Below are 14,792 nucleotides of genomic sequence, written 5' to 3' on the forward strand. Positions count from 1 at the left end.
CCAGGCGATAGCTCACCGGAAAAACACTGCACTCGAAAATCAGAGGATCTCGTCCTCGTCGAACATCGGGTCAGCTTCGAGATCGGCGGTCAGTTGCGACAGGCGATGACCACTGTCTGTGACGGGGACATCGGCAATATGGTAAATGGCGTCGCCTTCATTCACCACAGGCATGGTCGCGCGGCCGAGGATCAGCCCGTCCGAGGGGGCGGGGATCTCGAATTCGGTCTCGCCGAACGGATCGGCCACGATGCCGAGGGTCTGGCCCGCGCGTACTTCTTCGCCGGTCTCGCGGAACAGGCGCAAAAGGCCGCTGGCGGGCGCGCGGACCCAGCTCGTCTCGCGGGCGGTGACTGGCTCGGCGGCGCGGCGGCCCAGCCCGCGCGCGCCAATCATCCCCAGCCGGTGCATGACCCGCAGGCAGCCCGACGCACCGATCCGTGCCGACATCTCGTCGAAGCGCAGCGCCTCGCCCGCCTCATATAGCAGCGCATCGACACCGCGCGCCCGTGCCTCCGAGCGCAACGTGCCGTCGCGCAGCTTCGCTCGCAAGATCAGCGGCGCGCCGAACGCTTCGGCCAGCTCCAGCGTCGCGGGGCTGGAGGCAGACACGCGGATTTGCGGCAGGTTGGTGCGGTGGATTGCGGCGGAATGCAGGTCGATGCCGAGATCTGCGCGGGACACGATCTCTGCCATGAAGATATGCGCCATCCGCGCGGCCAGAGACCCGTTCTCGTGGCCCGGAAAGGAGCGGTTCAGATCGCGCCGGTCGGGCAGGTAGCGGGAGCGGTTCAGAAACCCGAAGGTGTTGACGATCGGCACCACCAGCAGCGTCCCGCGCAGGGTGCCCAGTTGCGGCGCGCTCAGGAGCCGCCGGGCGATCTCGACGCCGATGATCTCATCCCCGTGGATCGCGGCGGAGACAAAGAGTACCGGGCCGGGGCGTTTGCCATGGACCACATGGACCGACATATGCACCGGCGTGTGATCGGCCAGCGCCGACACCGGCAAATCGACAGTCTGCCGGGTGCCGGGAGCGATGCGGATGTCGCCAATCTCGAAAGGGTCCCTCACCATAGGGCCGTATCTAACCGGTCACTTTCGGCGCGCAAGGCTTCAATCGCCGCCCCCGTCGCCTCCACCGCCGTCATGATCGCCGCCGAACCAACTGGACCCACCATCGTCACCGCCGCCCCATCCCCCTCTTTCAGATCTTTTCCCGGACCGGGACCGAAAGTAGATACGGGCGAGCATGAGGCCAATTAACAGGCAGAGGAGCCAGCCGAACGGGTTGCCATCCGCGAATATCAACCCGAGGAAAAGCCCGACGACGAGCCCGGCTAAGAGCCCGTAGACGATTTCCCAGATGAGAGAGTTGTTCATCGTCATTCCTGCTCATTCCGGGTTCGCGCCCGACGAGGTTTTCAGCTGCGCCCCATGGTGCTGGACGGGAGCTCTGGGCTCAACCCCCGACGGCTACCCCCTCGCGTCTCGGGTCGGCGCCGCCCTCCAGCGTCTCGCCAATGCGGATGGCGTGGAGGCCTGAGGTCAGGTCGCGGACGCTTACATCATAGCCCATCTGGATCAGTGGCTCTTGCAGCGCGGTGGCATCGGTGCCGTCCTCGAGATCATAAGTGCCAAAGCGGTTCACCATATGCGGGGCGGCGATGGCTTGCTGCACATCCATCCCGAAATCGAGGTGGTTGACGATGGCCTGCGCCACATAGCCGATGATCCGCGAGCCGCCGGGGGAGCCGATGGCCAGCACGGGCTTGCCGTCCTTCATCACGATGGTCGGCGACATGGAGGAGCGAGGGCGCTTGCCCGGCTCCAGCCTGTTGGCGATGGGCCGTCCATCCTGCTGCGTTGCAAAGGAGAAATCCGTCAGCTCGTTGTTCAGCAGAAACCCGCCCGGTGCCATCAGCCGCGAGCCAAAGCCGTTCTCGATGGTGGTCGTCATGGACAGCACATTGCCGTCCCCGTCGACAATGGTGATGTGGCTGGTGGAGGGGAATTCGATGGACTGATCGGGGGCAAGCCGCATGGCGTGTGACCACTCAGGATTGCCAGGCTCGGTGGCCTCCAGCCGAGCGCCGCCCTTCAGCACCTCCGCGCGGCTGGCCAGATAGGCCGGGTCCACGAGGCCCTTGGTCGGCATGGGGACGTAGTCGCTATCGGCCATGTAGAGTCCCCGGTCGGCGAAGGCGAGGCGTGAGGCGTCGCCCAGCAGGCGAGCGAAATCGGGATCGGTGGGGCCTATCCCCGACAGATCGAACCCATCGAGCAGCCCGAGGATCTGCCCCACGGTCAGCGCGCCGGAGGAGGGCGGCCCCATGCCGCAGACATCATGTGCGCGATAGGTGGCACAGATGGCGGGGCGCTCGCGCACCTGATAGATCGCCAGATCGGTCAGATCGAGTACGCCCGGATTGCCCTCGGCGCTCTGCACTGTGTCGACGATGCCTTGGGCGATCTCGCCAGTATAGAAAGCGTCGGCCCCGCCTGAGGCGATGGTCTCCAGCGTCTGGGCATAGGCGTCATTGGTCAGAGTCGCGCCCTCGGTCAGCGCTTCGCCGTCCGGGTAGAAATAGGCAGCGGTTGCGGGGAATTTTGTCAGTCGCTCCTGATCGCCCGCCACGAGACCGGCAAGCCGGGGGGAGATGGCGAATCCGTCGCGGGCCAGAGCGGTGGCGTCGGCAAAGAGCGGCGCCCAGTCGAGCTTGCCCCATTTGTCATGGGCCATCTGCATCAGCGCGGGGGTTCCCGGCGTGCCCACGGAGCGGCCCCCCACCACCGCGTCGTAGAAGCCCATGGTCTCGCCGTTCTCGTCCTGAAACATCTCGGGACGGGCGGCCAGCGGCGCGGTTTCGCGCCCGTCCAGCGTGGTCAATTCGCCCGAGGCCGCATCGTACCAGACGAGGAATGCGCCGCCCCCGAGCCCGGAGGATTGCGGCTCCACAAGGCCCAGCACCGTCTGCACGGCGACCATGGCGTCCGCTGCCGAGCCACCCTGTTCGAGGATCTTCGCCCCGGCCTCCACTGCCAGCGGGTTGGCGGCGGCAACCATCCAGTTTTCTGCGGTCACCGGCCGGCCCGCGTCCTTGGCCGCCAGCGCGTCCTGCACCCTTTGGGGCAGGGTCGCAAAGGCCGAGACGGCGGTTTCGGATGTGCCCTCGGTGGTGATCGCATCGGCGGCCTGCTGGGCGTGGGCTGGCAGCGCCAGCAGCAGGGCAAGTGGGTAAAGTCGTCGCATCTCAGGCCTCCCCTCAGAGTGTCAGGCCGTTAGCGTTAGACGGAAAAGCCGTTCGCACAAGATGCTTTATGCGTGTGTGGCCCCGGAGCGGAGGACGCCCCCGGGGCCGGTTTGGCTCAGGCCGGGTAGGGGTAGGCGGCGTTCACGAGGCGGTAACCGTCCTGATGCTTGATCACATGACCCATGCCGGGGAAGTCGATATGGCTGCCCGCAATCATCATCTTGTCGGCCACGACCCGGTCGAGGATCCGGGCGCGGGTGGCGGCGGCTTGCTCCGGGTCCACGTCAAAGCCGATGGTCACGTCGGGGCGGGCGAACTGCACCGGCGCCACATGGACGATGTCAGCCCAGATCAGCACCGACTGGTCGCCGGACGAGATCGTGTAGCCCGTATGGCCCGGCGTGTGACCGGGCAGGGGCATGGCGGCGATGCCGGAGGCCACATCGTCCTCGCCGTTGATCACTTTCAGGCGGTCACCATAGGCGCCGAGAACTCCCTGGGCGAGTTGGAAGAAATTCTCCGACCCCTCGGGCGCATCCCCGGACCAGAAGGCCCGGTCGGCCTCATGCACGACCAGTTCGGCATTGGGGAACACCGCCGCGCCATCAGCCACGGCGCCGCCCACATGGTCGGGGTGCAGGTGGGTGACGAGGAGCATGGAGATGTCTTCGGGCTTTGTCCCGGTGGCGGTAAGGTTGCCCTGCAGGCGCCCCAGCGCATCGCCCATGGCACCGCCGCCGCCCGCATCGACGAGCATCTTTGCGTCACCCGATTCGATGAGGAAGCCGTTGACGGCGGCGCGGAACGTTGCCGGGTCGCGGAAGTTCTCCTGCATCAGTTCGTCATAGCCCGCCTGATCCACACCCTGGAGAGCATTTGCTCCAATCGGGATTGCACCATCGGAGAGCACGGTGATCGCCATGTCGCCCACCGGAAAACGCAGGGCCTGCGGCAGGGCGGCGGGTTTCGCCATCTCATGGGAGCCCGCTCGGCCAGTGGCGGGGATCAGGGGCAGGGTGGCGGTGGCCGCAGTTGCGGCGAGAAACTGTCGTCTTGTGGACATTCCGGTTCTCCTTGGACGTGGAATAGAGCAAAGTTAACCTTTCCTGGCGGCGGTTCAACGACGCTGCGTCATCACCGCACGCGATTGTCAGGCAGGGGGCTTGATGGACTGGACGAGACAGATCGACGCCTATTGCGAGCGGCTGGGGCCGGGGCTTTGGGCGGAGCCGGTGAATGCGGTGACGAACCTCGCATTTGTCGCTGTGGCGCTGGCACTCTGGCCGAGGACGGTCGGCATCGAGCGGGTCCTCTGTGCGCTTCTCCTGACCATCGGTATCGGGTCGGGGCTGTTCCATACCTTCGCCACCCCTTGGGCAGGGGTTGCGGACACGCTGCCTATCGCGTTCTTCGCGCTGAGCTATATCTATGCTGCGAACCGGCGCTATCTCGGCTGGTCGGTGCCACTGTCACTGGCTGGAACGTTGGCCTACCTGCCCTATGGCTGGGCCATGTCTGCGGTCTTCGCGCAGCTGCCGGGCTTCGCAATCTCGGCGATCTACTGGCCGCTGCCGCTGCTGATCGCGCTTTACGGTCTGTTTCTGCTCAGGCGCTTACCCTCTGTCGGGCGTGGATTGATCCCAGGGGCCGCGCTCCTGTCTCTGTCGCTGACCTTCCGCTCTCTCGACATGCCGCTTTGCACCGGCTGGCCCATCGGCACACATTTCCTCTGGCATATCCTGAATGCGCTGATGCTGGGCTGGATGATCCGCGTGCTGATCCGTCACCGTCTTGAATACGGGACGACCGGGGGATAGAGGGGCAGACGACACCGAGAGGGACACCCATGTCGATTGATCTGGAGACCGCACGCAAAGTGGCGAAGCTGGCGCGTATTCGCGTCGAAGACGAGCACCTGCCGGAGCTGGCGCAGGAATTTAACGCGATTCTGGGCCTCATTGACCATCTTAACGAGGTCGATGTGGAGGGGGTTGAGCCAATGACCTCAGTCACCCCACAACGCCTGAAGCGCCGTGTGGATGTGGTCACCGATGGCGACCAGCCCGCGAAGGTGCTGGCCAATGCGCCCGACGCACGTGAAGGCTTCTTCGCCGTGCCGAAGGTTGTTGAATAATCCCGCAAAGCCCTACCGGAAGAGATCCAGATGACAGAGCTGAACCGACTGACGATCGCCGAGGCGCGGGACAAGATGGCCGGGGGAGAAATCACCTCGGTCGAGTTGACCGAAGCCTGCCTCTCCGCCATCGAGGGCGCCGGGGTGCTGGGCGCCTTTGCGCATACCACGCCGGAGCGCGCGCTGGACGATGCCCGCGCCGCCGATGCCGCCACCGAGAAAACCGGGCTGACCGGTATCCCGCTGGGGATCAAGGACCTGTTCTGCGTTGAGGGTGTGCCCACCCAAGCCGCGAGCCGCATCCTCGAAGGATTCAAGCCACAATACGAATCGACCATCACGCGCCAGCTCTGGGGCTCGGGTGCGGTGATGCTGGGCAAGCTGAACATGGACGAATTCGCCATGGGCTCGTCCAACGAGACCAGCGTCTACGGCAATGCCGTGAACCCCTGGAAGGTCGATGACCGGCAGTTGACGCCGGGTGGCTCTTCGGGCGGGTCTGCCGCCGCCGTGGCCGCCGATCTTTGTCTCGGCGCGACCGGCACGGATACGGGCGGCTCGATCCGCCAGCCCGCCGCCTTTACCGGCACCGTGGGGCTAAAGCCCACCTACGGCCGCTGCTCGCGCTGGGGCGTGGTGGCCTTTGCTTCTTCGCTGGATCAGGCAGGGCCGATGACGAAAACCGTGCGCGATGCGGCAATCCTCTTGGGTGGCATGGCAGGGCATGACCCGATGGACAGCACCTCCGCCGATCTGCCCTTGCCCGATTTCGAGGCCGCGTTGACCGGCGACATCCGGGGCAAGACCATCGGCATCCCACGTGAATACCGCGTGGACAATATGCCCGCCGAGATCGACGAGCTTTGGGCCAAGGGCCGCGCCATGCTCGAAGAGGCTGGCGCGAAGATCGTCGATATCTCCCTGCCGCACACGAAATACGCGCTGCCCGCCTATTACGTGATCGCGCCCGCCGAGGCCTCGTCCAATCTGGCGCGCTATGACGGCGTGCGTTTTGGCCGCCGGGCTGAGCTGGCGCCGGGCGATGGCATCACCGATATGTATGAGAAGACCCGCGCCGAGGGCTTTGGCCCCGAAGTGCAGCGCCGGGTCATGGTGGGCACCTATGTGCTGTCGGCGGGCTATTACGACGCCTATTACAATCGCGCCCGCAAGGTCCGCACCCTGATCAAGCGCGACTTCGACGAGGCGTTTGCAGCCGGGGTCGATGCTATTCTTGCGCCAACCACGCCCACAGCGGCCTTTGGGCTGGGTGAGATGGCCGATGCCGATCCGGTGCAGATGTATCTCAACGACGTGTTCACCGTGACTGTGAACATGGCCGGACTGCCGGGGATTTCGGTGCCGGTGGGGCTGGATGCGTCTGGACTGCCTCTGGGCCTGCAACTGGTGGGTCGTCCGTTCGAAGAGGGCGATTTGCTGAACCTCGCCTACGCTCTGGAACGTGAAGCCGCCTTTGTAGCCAAGCCAGCGCGCTGGTGGTAAGACCAGCCCCGAACTCGCTGTCCAAAAGGCTTTGTCGATGATCCGTTTCGCTGTGATAACCCTCTGCGGGGCTGCGCTCCTGTCAGCGTGTAATTCCACGCCGCAGACCTACCCCACCACCGGGGGCGCGGCCAATGGGACCTACCAGAGCTATGAGCAGGCCCGGCTCGAGCGCGAACGGCAATTGAGCGGCGGCGCGACGGTTGCCCCGACCGCGCCGGTTTCCGCGCCGCCACTGACCCCGACAGCAGCCTCTTCGCCGCCTCCGGCGATCTCGTCCCAGGAACTGGCAAGCGCGGGGCTACCTTCGGGCCAGAGCGCTGGCGGCGGCCTTCCCGCGGCTGAGCCTGTGCAAGAGCAAACTCTGGCCTCAGCAGCACCCATCCCAGCGGCTCCGGCGCGACCTGCGGGGCGGGTAGGCATTTCGGACGAGCAGAGCTTTGAGGCTGTGGCCTCCCGCGAAACCATCGAATCGGATGCGGAGCGGCTTGAGCGCCAGCGTGCCGCTTATCAGGTGGCCGCCCCCGAGGCGCTGCCGCAGCGGACCGGGACGAACCGTCCAAACATCGTGCAATACGCCCTGACCAGCACCAACCGACGCGGCGAGTCGATCTATCCGCGCGGTCCGTTCTCCGGCGAGGGCAAGGCACGTCGGGCCTGCAACAAGTACCCATCCTCCGATCTTGCGCAGGAGGATTTCCTCGCTCAGGGTGGACCCTTTAAGGACAGGCTGGGCGTGGACCCCGACGGGGATGGCTTTGCCTGCGCCTGGGACCCGGCGCCGTTCCGTGCGGCAAAAGGCTGAACCGCCCTGCGACCGACCGTCTCCCAATCACGGAGAGCGGCGGGAGGGCGCGCAGCCCGACCTGATCGTGCTGCACTACACCGCGATGGAGAGCGCCGAGGAGGCAATTTCGCGTCTGTGCGATCCCGAGGTCGAGGTCTCCGCCCATTACCTGATCGACCGCATTGGCGCCGTGGTGCACATGGTGCCCGAGGCGCTGCGCGCTTGGCATGCCGGGGCCGGGGCGTGGGGTGATGTCAGGGACGTGAACTCTCGCTCTATCGGGATCGAGCTCTGCAATCGCGGCTGCCTGCCCTTCCCCGAGGCCCAGATGCGGGCGCTCGAAGAGCTGTTGGCGGACATCATGGCGCGATGGCAGATCCCACCGCACCGGGTCATCGGCCATTCTGACTGCGCGCCGGGGCGTAAAAGCGATCCCGGCCCTCGATTCGACTGGACCCGTCTGGCCCGTCAGGGCCTCGCCGCGCCGACGCCTGCGGTGGTCCCGGCCGCTGATCAGCGAGATTTCACAGTCCTGATGCATCGGGCGGGATATACCGGCGCGGACGACCCGGAGGTGCTCCTCATGGCCCTGCGCCTGCGTCATCGCCCCGGCCATGACGGCCCGCTTGATGGCACCGATTTGGCACTGGCCCGCGCGCTGGCGATTGACGCCGCCCCTGCCAGCGCCTAACGACAGCGCCGCGCGGATGGCTGGATGACCGCGTGTGGGTCCTGCCCGCGCGAGGAAAGTCCGGACTCCAGGAGGCGACGGTGCCGGGTAACGCCCGGGCGGGGCAACCCGACGGAAAGCGCCACAGAAAACAGACCGCCCCGGCCTGTCCGGGGTAAGGGTGAAACGGTGGAGTAAGAGCCCACCGGGGCTCTGGCAACAGGGCCCGCATGGCAAGCCCCACCGGGAGCAATGCCGAATAGGGGATCCACCGGCAGCTTCCGCCAGGATCCCGGGTAGGCAGCTAGATCCGTCCGGCAACGGGCGGGGCAGATGAATGGTCATCCAGTGTCTTTCGGGACATGGACAGAATCCGGCTTACAGGCCGTCCGCGCGCTCTTTGAAGGTTGACACCCTGCACATCCTGCGTATGTAGCGGCTTCAGCTTTTTTGAAGTATCGATCACTTGGGTGGCCCGACCGCCCGGCCGAGGAGACAGAGCATGGCGAAGCCCACCACGATCAAGATCCGCCTGAACTCGACGGCGGACACCGGTCACTTCTACGTGACCAAGAAGAACGCCCGTACCATGACCGAGAAAATGACCGTCCGTAAGTACGATCCGGTCGCTCGCAAGCATGTCGAGTACAAGGAAGGCAAGATCAAGTAAGATCGCGCCGATCCGACGGAACAACGCCGCCCCGAATTGGGCGGCGTTTTTCGTTTCTGGAGACTACTCCCACCAGCGGTCGATGCGCCCGATGTCATCGTCCGACCAGCCGAAATGATGCGCAAGCTCATGCACCAGCACATGAGCCACCAGATCGTTCAACGCGATATCGCCACGCGCGACCCATTCATCGAGAATCGCGCGGCGGAACAGCCAGATCGTGTCCGGGCTCTGAGGCTGATCGAGGACGCTTTTCTGCGTCAGGGGGATGCCGTCGTAGAGGCCGGTCAGTTCGAACGGGTCTTCGATCCCGAGATCCCGCAACCACTCTTCCGGGGCCAGATCCTCGACCCGGATTGCCACCTGGCCTGCGGCGGCACGGAACGGCTCGGGGAGCGCGGCCAGCGCCTCGATGGCGCGGGTCTCCAGATCGGCGAGGGAAGGCGGCAGGGTCATGGGCCGGTTATGGCGCCGCGTCTGTCTCTCGACAAGCGGGGCGCAAAGTGCGATCTCCTGCCGCAACTCCCGCTCCCAAAGGGCCATCTCATGACCGTTACCCGCTTTGCCCCGTCCCCGACCGGCTACATCCATATTGGCAACCTCCGCACCGCCCTGTTCAACTGGCTGATCGCGCGCAAGGCGGGGGGGACCTTCATCCTCCGTCTCGACGATACGGACCCGGAACGGTCCAAGCAGGAATATGCGGACGCCATTCAGGAAGATCTGGAATGGCTGGGCCTGACCTGGGACCGGATCGAGCGCCAGTCAGCCCGGCTCGACCGTTACGAGGCCGCCGCCGACGAATTGCGGGCGAAGGGGCGGTTCTATGAGGCGTTTGAGACGCCCACGGAGCTGGATCTGAAGCGGAAGAAGCAGCTGAACATGGGCAAGCCCCCGGTCTATGACCGCGCGGCGCTGGCGCTCTCTGACGCGGACAAGGACAAACTCCGGGCCGAGCGGGGCAACGGGGCGTGGCGGTTCAAGCTGGATCAGGAGCGGATCGAGTGGACCGATGGCATCCTCGGCGACCTCTCTATCGATGCGGCCAGCGTTTCTGACCCGGTGCTGATCCGGGGGGACGGGCAGTTTCTCTACACGCTGGCCTCCGTCGTGGACGATACCGAGATGGGCGTGACCCATGTGGTGCGCGGCTCCGACCACGTTACCAACACCGCGACCCAGATACAGATCATGGCCGCCCTCGGCCACGGGCACCCCGAATTTGCCCACCATTCATTGCTGACCGGCCCGCAGGGCGAGGCTTTGTCCAAGCGCCTCGGCACACTGTCCCTGCGCGACCTGCGCGCGGCGGGTGTCGAGCCCATGGCGCTCCTGTCGCTGATGGCACGGCTCGGCTCATCCCAACCGGTGGAATTGCATGGGTCTCTGGATGAGCTGATCGAGGGATTCGATATTTCGCATTTTGGCTCGGCGCCGACGAAATTCGATGCCGAAGACCTCAAGCCTCTCTCCGCCCGTGTTCTGGCCGCCCGCCCCTACGAGGCGGTGGCCGAGCATATCCGCGATCTGGGTGTGCCTGACGCTATCGCTCCTGAGTTCTGGGATGTGACGCGCGAGAATATCATGACTCTCGATGATCTGGCGGGCTGGTGGCAGCTCTTCCGCGACGGGCCGGAGCCGGTGGTGGCCGAGGAAGACCGGGAGTTCATCGATACCGCCATGGGCCTCCTGCCGTCGCACCCCTACGCGTCCGAGACCTGGGGGCAGTGGACCTCGGCGGTGAAGGACGCGACGGGCCGCAAGGGCAAGGGCCTCTTCATGCCGCTGCGTCTGGCGATCACGGGGCAGGCGCGGGGACCGGAGCTTGGCCGCGCCTTGCCGCTGTTCCAGAAGCCGCTGAACGGCTGACCGGATCTCTTGGTTATGGCAGCAGGGCAGCCCGCACGGGTTGCCCTCTGTCGTTCAGGGCGCCGCGTCGTAGCCGAGGCCGGTCTCTTCGACGGGGATCCGGGTGACATTCAGCGCGGCCAGCCAGTGATCGGTCAGACTGACTTCCTGCAGGGTCATCTCCTGCGCGCGGGGATAGAGCGGCATGTGCCGGTCATCGGCAATGGGCAGGGTCCAGTTATCGGTGCTCTCGAAGAAACGGGTGACACCGTCTTCGCCGAAAACCTCAAGAAAGCCCTGTACGACCACGTCGAGGTAGCTCAGCAGAATCGGGTTGTCGGTCCCGTCATCCTCGCGCGGCGGGATCGAGTAGACGGCAATCTCGGGCTCATGATCCATGTCATGGCGCACGGCGGTGGTGGGCAAGCGGTTATAGCCTTCCTCACGCAAATCCAGCGCCGCCCAGTCCGCCCCCGGCACAGGAGCGATCAGCCCGTCGATCTGCGCATCTCCCTCCACTGGCCTCGCGGTGAGAAACGCGGCAGGCCGCAGCGCCGTCGCCCGCCACTCCCGTCGCCACCCGAACAGGGTCGCGGGACGAACGGGGTTGTAGATGTGGGTGCGCCGGTTGACGAGGCTGCCATAGCCGAAGAAATGCGGATCATACATGAGCGCACATTTCGGAGTTTCCAGCTGGTTTGACAAGAGATTTGCAAATCGGCGCGTTGGATGTTGGTTTGCGTCTGGATGCCACGCCGCCATGCCTGTTTCGATCTACCCTGCGCAGGTCATCGGCTGATGTTGATACCGGACAGATCGAGGACGGATATGATGCGCGCCGATCACGGGCCAATGGATCTTTGATGCAACCCGTGTACCTTCGGGCAAACAGGTTTGGGTCGTTCCGGCTCGCAACGATATTTGTAGCTCAGCGCCGCGACTCTGGCCTTTGACCGCCGCCGGGGCTATGACCGCGGCAACTCACTGCAAAGGTGCTCCATGGCGCGTATTCTGATCACCTCGGCCATTCCCTACATCAATGGCATCAAGCATCTCGGTAATCTCGTGGGCTCACAGCTGCCCGCCGATCTCTATGCCCGCTACAATCGCGGGCGGGGTCATGAGGTCATGTTCCTTTGCGCCACAGATGAGCACGGCACCCCCGCCGAAATCGCCGCGCAAAAGGCCGGCAAGCCGGTCGAGGAGTACTGTGCGGAGATGTGGCAGGTGCAAAAGGATCTCAGCGACGGCTTCCGCCTGTCCTTTGACCAGTTTGGACGGTCTTCGAGCCCGCAGAATCGCGCCCTGACCCAGCACTTTGCGGCCAAACTCGACGAGGCCGGGCTGATCGAGGAACGATCGGAAACGCAGGTTTATTCCAACGCCGACGGGCGCTTTTTGCCGGATCGCTATATCGAGGGCACATGCCCCAATTGTGGCTATGACCGTGCGCGGGGCGACCAATGCGAGAACTGCACCAAGCAGCTCGACCCCACCGATCTGATCGACGCCCGGTCGGCCATTTCCGGCTCCACCGATCTGGAGAACCGGGAGACCAAGCATCTCTACCTGCGGCAGTCGCAGATGCGGGATCAGCTCCGCGACTGGATTTCGTCCAAGGCCGACTGGCCGGTTTTGACCACCTCGATTGCGAAGAAGTGGCTCGACGATGGTGACGGGCTTCAGGACCGGGGCATCACCCGCGATCTCCATTGGGGCGTGCCGGTGAAGAAGGGCGATCAGGATTGGCCGGGCATGGAGGGCAAGGTCTTTTATGTGTGGTTCGATGCGCCCATCGAATACATCGCCAGCGCGAAGGAATGGGCCGATGCGCGCGGGCTGGACGACGCCGACTGGCAGCGCTGGTGGCGCACGGAGCATGGCGCGGAAGATGTCCGCTACGTTCAGTTCATGGGCAAGGACAATGTGCCGTTTCACACGCTCTCCTTCCCCGTCACCATCATGGGCGCGAATTCGACTGGCGAAGACTGGAAGCTGGTCGATTACATCAAGTCGTTCAATTACCTTAACTATGATGGCGGCCAGTTCTCCACCTCGCAGGGGCGCGGCGTGTTCATGGATCAGGCTCTGTCAATCCTGCCCGCCGATTACTGGCGGTGGTATCTGCTGCGCAACGCGCCCGAGAATGGCGACAGCGAGTTTACCTGGGAGACGTTCCAGGCGGCGGCGAACCGGGATCTGGCCGATGTGCTGGGCAATTTTGTTAGCCGCGTGACGAAGTTCTGCCGCTCGAAATTCGGCCTCGAAGTGCCTGCGGGCGGAGAATACGGCCCGGTGGAGGAGGCCCTGATTGCCGATCTGGGCACCCGCATCCGCTCCTATGAAGGCCATATGGATGCCATCGAAATCCGCAAAGCGGCTGCCGAGCTGCGGGCAATCTGGGCGGCGGGCAACGAATATCTGCAATCCGCCGCGCCTTGGGCCGCCTATAAGGAAGCCCCCGACCGCGCTGCCGCGATTATCCGGTTCTCCCTGAACCTGATCCGGCTCTATGGAGTTCTCTCTGCCCCCTTCATTCCCGATGCCGCCGCGGCGATGCTTTCGGCGATGAAGACCGACGACACGTGGCCCGCCTCACCCGCCGAAGCGCTGTCGTTGCTTGGGGAGGGTCACGGGTTCGAGGTGCCGGAGAACCTCTTTGCAAAGATTACTGACGAGCAGCGCGACGACTGGGCGGCACGCTTCTCGGGAACCCGAGACTGACATATTGGGGTAACGCTTGCGGCAGTCTCATCTCAGAAACTGCCGCAAGCGGTTGGAATGGCGCGCAGGTCAGCGCGGCAGCGTGACCCAACTACGGGTTTGGGACGCCTCTTGCATCGCTTCTACAGTCTTCTGAACTTCGAGCGCCTCGCGGAAGTCGGGATCGCAGCTGCCACCCGTAGCATGGGCTTCGAGCAGTTGCGCGACCTCGATCACCTTCAGGTCGTTGAAGCCCAGATGGTGGCCCGGCGCCGGGCAGAATTGACCATAAGGCGGGTGGGAGGGCCCCGCCTCGATGGTCGTAAATCCTGCCCGCGCGCCAGACCCGGTGCAGAGCCGCAGCTCGTTCATGTGTTCCTGTGTGAAGGTCACCGCGCCTTTGGAACCGGTCACCTCGAAGGACAGGTCCATCGTGCGTCCGGTCGCGGCCCAGTTCGCTTCCAGACTGCCTGACACACCGCTCTCGAATTGCACCAGCGCATGGGTCATATCATCGACCACAACGGGTTTGTGCTCGTCAGAACCCGGTGCGATGGGGCGGGTGGGGTAGATGGTCTTGCAATCGGCGCTGACCTCGGTGATCGGTCCCAGCAGGTGGCGCGCCATGGAGATGATGTGGCTGCCGATATCCGCGAGTGCCCCGCCGCCCTGTGGATCCGTGCGGAAGGAGTGGGGCGCGTTGGGGTCGCACATATAGTTCTCCGCGTGACGGCCCCGAAATCCCGTCACTTCGCCGATTTCACCCGATTCGATGATCTCCCGCGCCAGTCGCACCATCGGGTTGCGCAGGAAGTTGAAGCCCACCGAGGTGACGACACCGGCCGCCTCGGCCGCCTCAGTCATCCTGAGGGCCGAAGCTGCCGTGGTCGAGAGCGGCTTTTCGCAATAGACGGTCTTGCCCGCCGCGATCGCCGCCAGCGCCATGCGTTCATGCAGCACGTTCGGAGCAGTGATGGCGACAATGCCAACCGCATCGTCCTCCACCAGCGCCTGCCAGTCCGCCGTGCCCCGGTCGAAGCCCAGTGCTGCGGCCTGTTGGGTCGCCAACTCTTCGGTCGCATCGGCCAGAACCGCGCGCACAGGGCGTACGGGCAGATCGAAGAGTCCTCCGACGGAGGCAAAGGCGTTGGCATGGCACCGGCCCATGAAGCCCGAGCCGATCAGGCCGATCCCAACACTGGATTTCGTATTCTCAGACATGA

The 14,792-nt window shown here is 64.8% G+C and carries 15 protein-coding genes and 1 other RNA gene; 9 read left to right on the forward strand and 7 right to left on the reverse strand.

Annotated features, from left to right (window positions below):
* Nucleotides 1-39: 39 nt before the first annotated feature.
* The 4 genes from FEV53_RS05690 to FEV53_RS05705 form a co-directional block, all read right to left on the reverse strand.
* On the reverse strand, nucleotides 40-1,077 hold the full coding sequence (locus FEV53_RS05690) for a succinylglutamate desuccinylase/aspartoacylase family protein (RefSeq protein ID WP_142833851.1): 1,038 nt from the start codon (nucleotides 1,075-1,077) through the stop codon (nucleotides 40-42).
* Between the two features lie 39 nt (nucleotides 1,078-1,116).
* Entirely contained in the window at nucleotides 1,117-1,383 is a 267-nt protein-coding gene (locus tag FEV53_RS20805; RefSeq protein ID WP_185962117.1) for a hypothetical protein, read from the reverse strand.
* Nucleotides 1,384-1,462: 79 nt separating this feature from the next.
* Nucleotides 1,463-3,253: a gamma-glutamyltransferase gene (gene ggt / locus FEV53_RS05700; protein ID WP_142833852.1), complete on the reverse strand. Its 1,791-nt coding sequence runs from the start codon at nucleotides 3,251-3,253 to the stop codon at nucleotides 1,463-1,465.
* Between the two features lie 116 nt (nucleotides 3,254-3,369).
* Nucleotides 3,370-4,317: an MBL fold metallo-hydrolase gene (locus tag FEV53_RS05705; protein ID WP_142833853.1), complete on the reverse strand. Its 948-nt coding sequence runs from the start codon at nucleotides 4,315-4,317 to the stop codon at nucleotides 3,370-3,372.
* A 103-nt stretch (nucleotides 4,318-4,420) separates the two neighbouring features.
* Between FEV53_RS05705 and FEV53_RS05710 the strand changes: the two genes are divergently transcribed.
* The 7 genes from FEV53_RS05710 to rpmG all read left to right on the forward strand — a co-directional run bounded on the left by FEV53_RS05710 (nucleotide 4,421) and on the right by rpmG (nucleotide 9,018).
* On the forward strand, nucleotides 4,421-5,071 hold the full coding sequence (locus FEV53_RS05710; RefSeq protein WP_142833854.1) for a hypothetical protein: 651 nt from the start codon (nucleotides 4,421-4,423) through the stop codon (nucleotides 5,069-5,071).
* A gap of 29 nt (nucleotides 5,072-5,100) precedes the next feature.
* Nucleotides 5,101-5,388, forward strand: a complete 288-nt coding sequence (gene gatC / locus FEV53_RS05715; protein WP_142833855.1) for an Asp-tRNA(Asn)/Glu-tRNA(Gln) amidotransferase subunit GatC — start codon at nucleotides 5,101-5,103, stop codon at nucleotides 5,386-5,388.
* 30 nt (nucleotides 5,389-5,418) lie between these two features.
* A complete protein-coding gene (gatA, locus tag FEV53_RS05720) occupies nucleotides 5,419-6,891 on the forward strand; it encodes an Asp-tRNA(Asn)/Glu-tRNA(Gln) amidotransferase subunit GatA (protein ID WP_142833856.1) in 1,473 nt (490 codons plus the stop codon).
* Nucleotides 6,892-6,928: 37 nt separating this feature from the next.
* Complete coding sequence (locus tag FEV53_RS05725; protein ID WP_142833857.1) at nucleotides 6,929-7,696, forward strand: hypothetical protein; 768 nt, start codon at nucleotides 6,929-6,931, stop codon at nucleotides 7,694-7,696.
* Nucleotides 7,680-8,369: an N-acetylmuramoyl-L-alanine amidase gene (locus FEV53_RS05730; RefSeq protein ID WP_246100739.1), complete on the forward strand. Its 690-nt coding sequence runs from the start codon at nucleotides 7,680-7,682 to the stop codon at nucleotides 8,367-8,369. Before FEV53_RS05725 ends, FEV53_RS05730 begins: the two co-directional genes overlap by 17 nt.
* A gap of 12 nt (nucleotides 8,370-8,381) precedes the next feature.
* Nucleotides 8,382-8,745: RNase P RNA component class A (gene rnpB / locus FEV53_RS05735), an RNA gene on the forward strand.
* Between the two features lie 105 nt (nucleotides 8,746-8,850).
* Nucleotides 8,851-9,018, forward strand: a complete 168-nt coding sequence (gene rpmG / locus FEV53_RS05740) for a 50S ribosomal protein L33 (protein ID WP_008330537.1) — start codon at nucleotides 8,851-8,853, stop codon at nucleotides 9,016-9,018.
* A 63-nt stretch (nucleotides 9,019-9,081) separates the two neighbouring features.
* On the opposite strand, the gene FEV53_RS05745 is transcribed toward rpmG, so the two are convergent.
* Nucleotides 9,082-9,474 carry a metallopeptidase family protein gene (locus FEV53_RS05745; protein WP_142833947.1) on the reverse strand — a complete coding sequence of 131 codons (393 nt, stop codon included), beginning with the start codon at nucleotides 9,472-9,474 and terminating at the stop codon, nucleotides 9,082-9,084.
* Between the two features lie 90 nt (nucleotides 9,475-9,564).
* On the opposite strand from FEV53_RS05745, the gene gltX reads away from it, so the two are divergent.
* Nucleotides 9,565-10,887, forward strand: coding sequence for a glutamate--tRNA ligase (gltX, locus tag FEV53_RS05750; RefSeq protein ID WP_142833859.1), 1,323 nt, complete (start codon nucleotides 9,565-9,567; stop codon nucleotides 10,885-10,887).
* Nucleotides 10,888-10,941: 54 nt separating this feature from the next.
* Here the strand turns inward: gltX and FEV53_RS05755 are convergent, their stop codons facing one another.
* Nucleotides 10,942-11,535, reverse strand: coding sequence for a gamma-glutamylcyclotransferase family protein (locus FEV53_RS05755; protein WP_142833860.1), 594 nt, complete (start codon nucleotides 11,533-11,535; stop codon nucleotides 10,942-10,944).
* A gap of 330 nt (nucleotides 11,536-11,865) precedes the next feature.
* Here FEV53_RS05755 and metG point away from each other — a divergent pair, with 330 nt between their 5' ends.
* Nucleotides 11,866-13,590, forward strand: a complete 1,725-nt coding sequence (gene metG, locus FEV53_RS05760; RefSeq protein WP_142833861.1) for a methionine--tRNA ligase — start codon at nucleotides 11,866-11,868, stop codon at nucleotides 13,588-13,590.
* A gap of 69 nt (nucleotides 13,591-13,659) precedes the next feature.
* Here the strand turns inward: metG and FEV53_RS05765 are convergent, their stop codons facing one another.
* Nucleotides 13,660-14,790, reverse strand: coding sequence for a Gfo/Idh/MocA family protein (locus FEV53_RS05765; RefSeq protein ID WP_142833862.1), 1,131 nt, complete (start codon nucleotides 14,788-14,790; stop codon nucleotides 13,660-13,662).
* Nucleotides 14,791-14,792: the final 2 nt, after the last annotated feature.

The organism is Palleronia caenipelagi, assembly GCF_007004065.1.
Lineage (GTDB): Bacteria > Pseudomonadota > Alphaproteobacteria > Rhodobacterales > Rhodobacteraceae > Palleronia > Palleronia caenipelagi.

Coding starts and splice junctions, on each gene's coding strand:
- FEV53_RS05690 (WP_142833851.1), bottom strand. CDS start 1,077: ATGGTGAGGGACCCTTTCGAGATTGGCGACATCCGCATCGCTCCCGGC.
- FEV53_RS20805 (WP_185962117.1), bottom strand. CDS start 1,383: ATGAACAACTCTCTCATCTGGGAAATCGTCTACGGGCTCTTAGCCGGG.
- ggt (WP_142833852.1), bottom strand. CDS start 3,253: ATGCGACGACTTTACCCACTTGCCCTGCTGCTGGCGCTGCCAGCCCAC.
- FEV53_RS05705 (WP_142833853.1), bottom strand. CDS start 4,317: ATGTCCACAAGACGACAGTTTCTCGCCGCAACTGCGGCCACCGCCACC.
- FEV53_RS05710 (WP_142833854.1), top strand. CDS start 4,421: ATGGACTGGACGAGACAGATCGACGCCTATTGCGAGCGGCTGGGGCCG.
- gatC (WP_142833855.1), top strand. CDS start 5,101: ATGTCGATTGATCTGGAGACCGCACGCAAAGTGGCGAAGCTGGCGCGT.
- gatA (WP_142833856.1), top strand. CDS start 5,419: ATGACAGAGCTGAACCGACTGACGATCGCCGAGGCGCGGGACAAGATG.
- FEV53_RS05725 (WP_142833857.1), top strand. CDS start 6,929: ATGATCCGTTTCGCTGTGATAACCCTCTGCGGGGCTGCGCTCCTGTCA.
- rpmG (WP_008330537.1), top strand. CDS start 8,851: ATGGCGAAGCCCACCACGATCAAGATCCGCCTGAACTCGACGGCGGAC.
- FEV53_RS05745 (WP_142833947.1), bottom strand. CDS start 9,474: ATGACCCTGCCGCCTTCCCTCGCCGATCTGGAGACCCGCGCCATCGAG.
- gltX (WP_142833859.1), top strand. CDS start 9,565: ATGACCGTTACCCGCTTTGCCCCGTCCCCGACCGGCTACATCCATATT.
- FEV53_RS05755 (WP_142833860.1), bottom strand. CDS start 11,535: ATGTATGATCCGCATTTCTTCGGCTATGGCAGCCTCGTCAACCGGCGC.
- metG (WP_142833861.1), top strand. CDS start 11,866: ATGGCGCGTATTCTGATCACCTCGGCCATTCCCTACATCAATGGCATC.
- FEV53_RS05765 (WP_142833862.1), bottom strand. CDS start 14,790: ATGTCTGAGAATACGAAATCCAGTGTTGGGATCGGCCTGATCGGCTCG.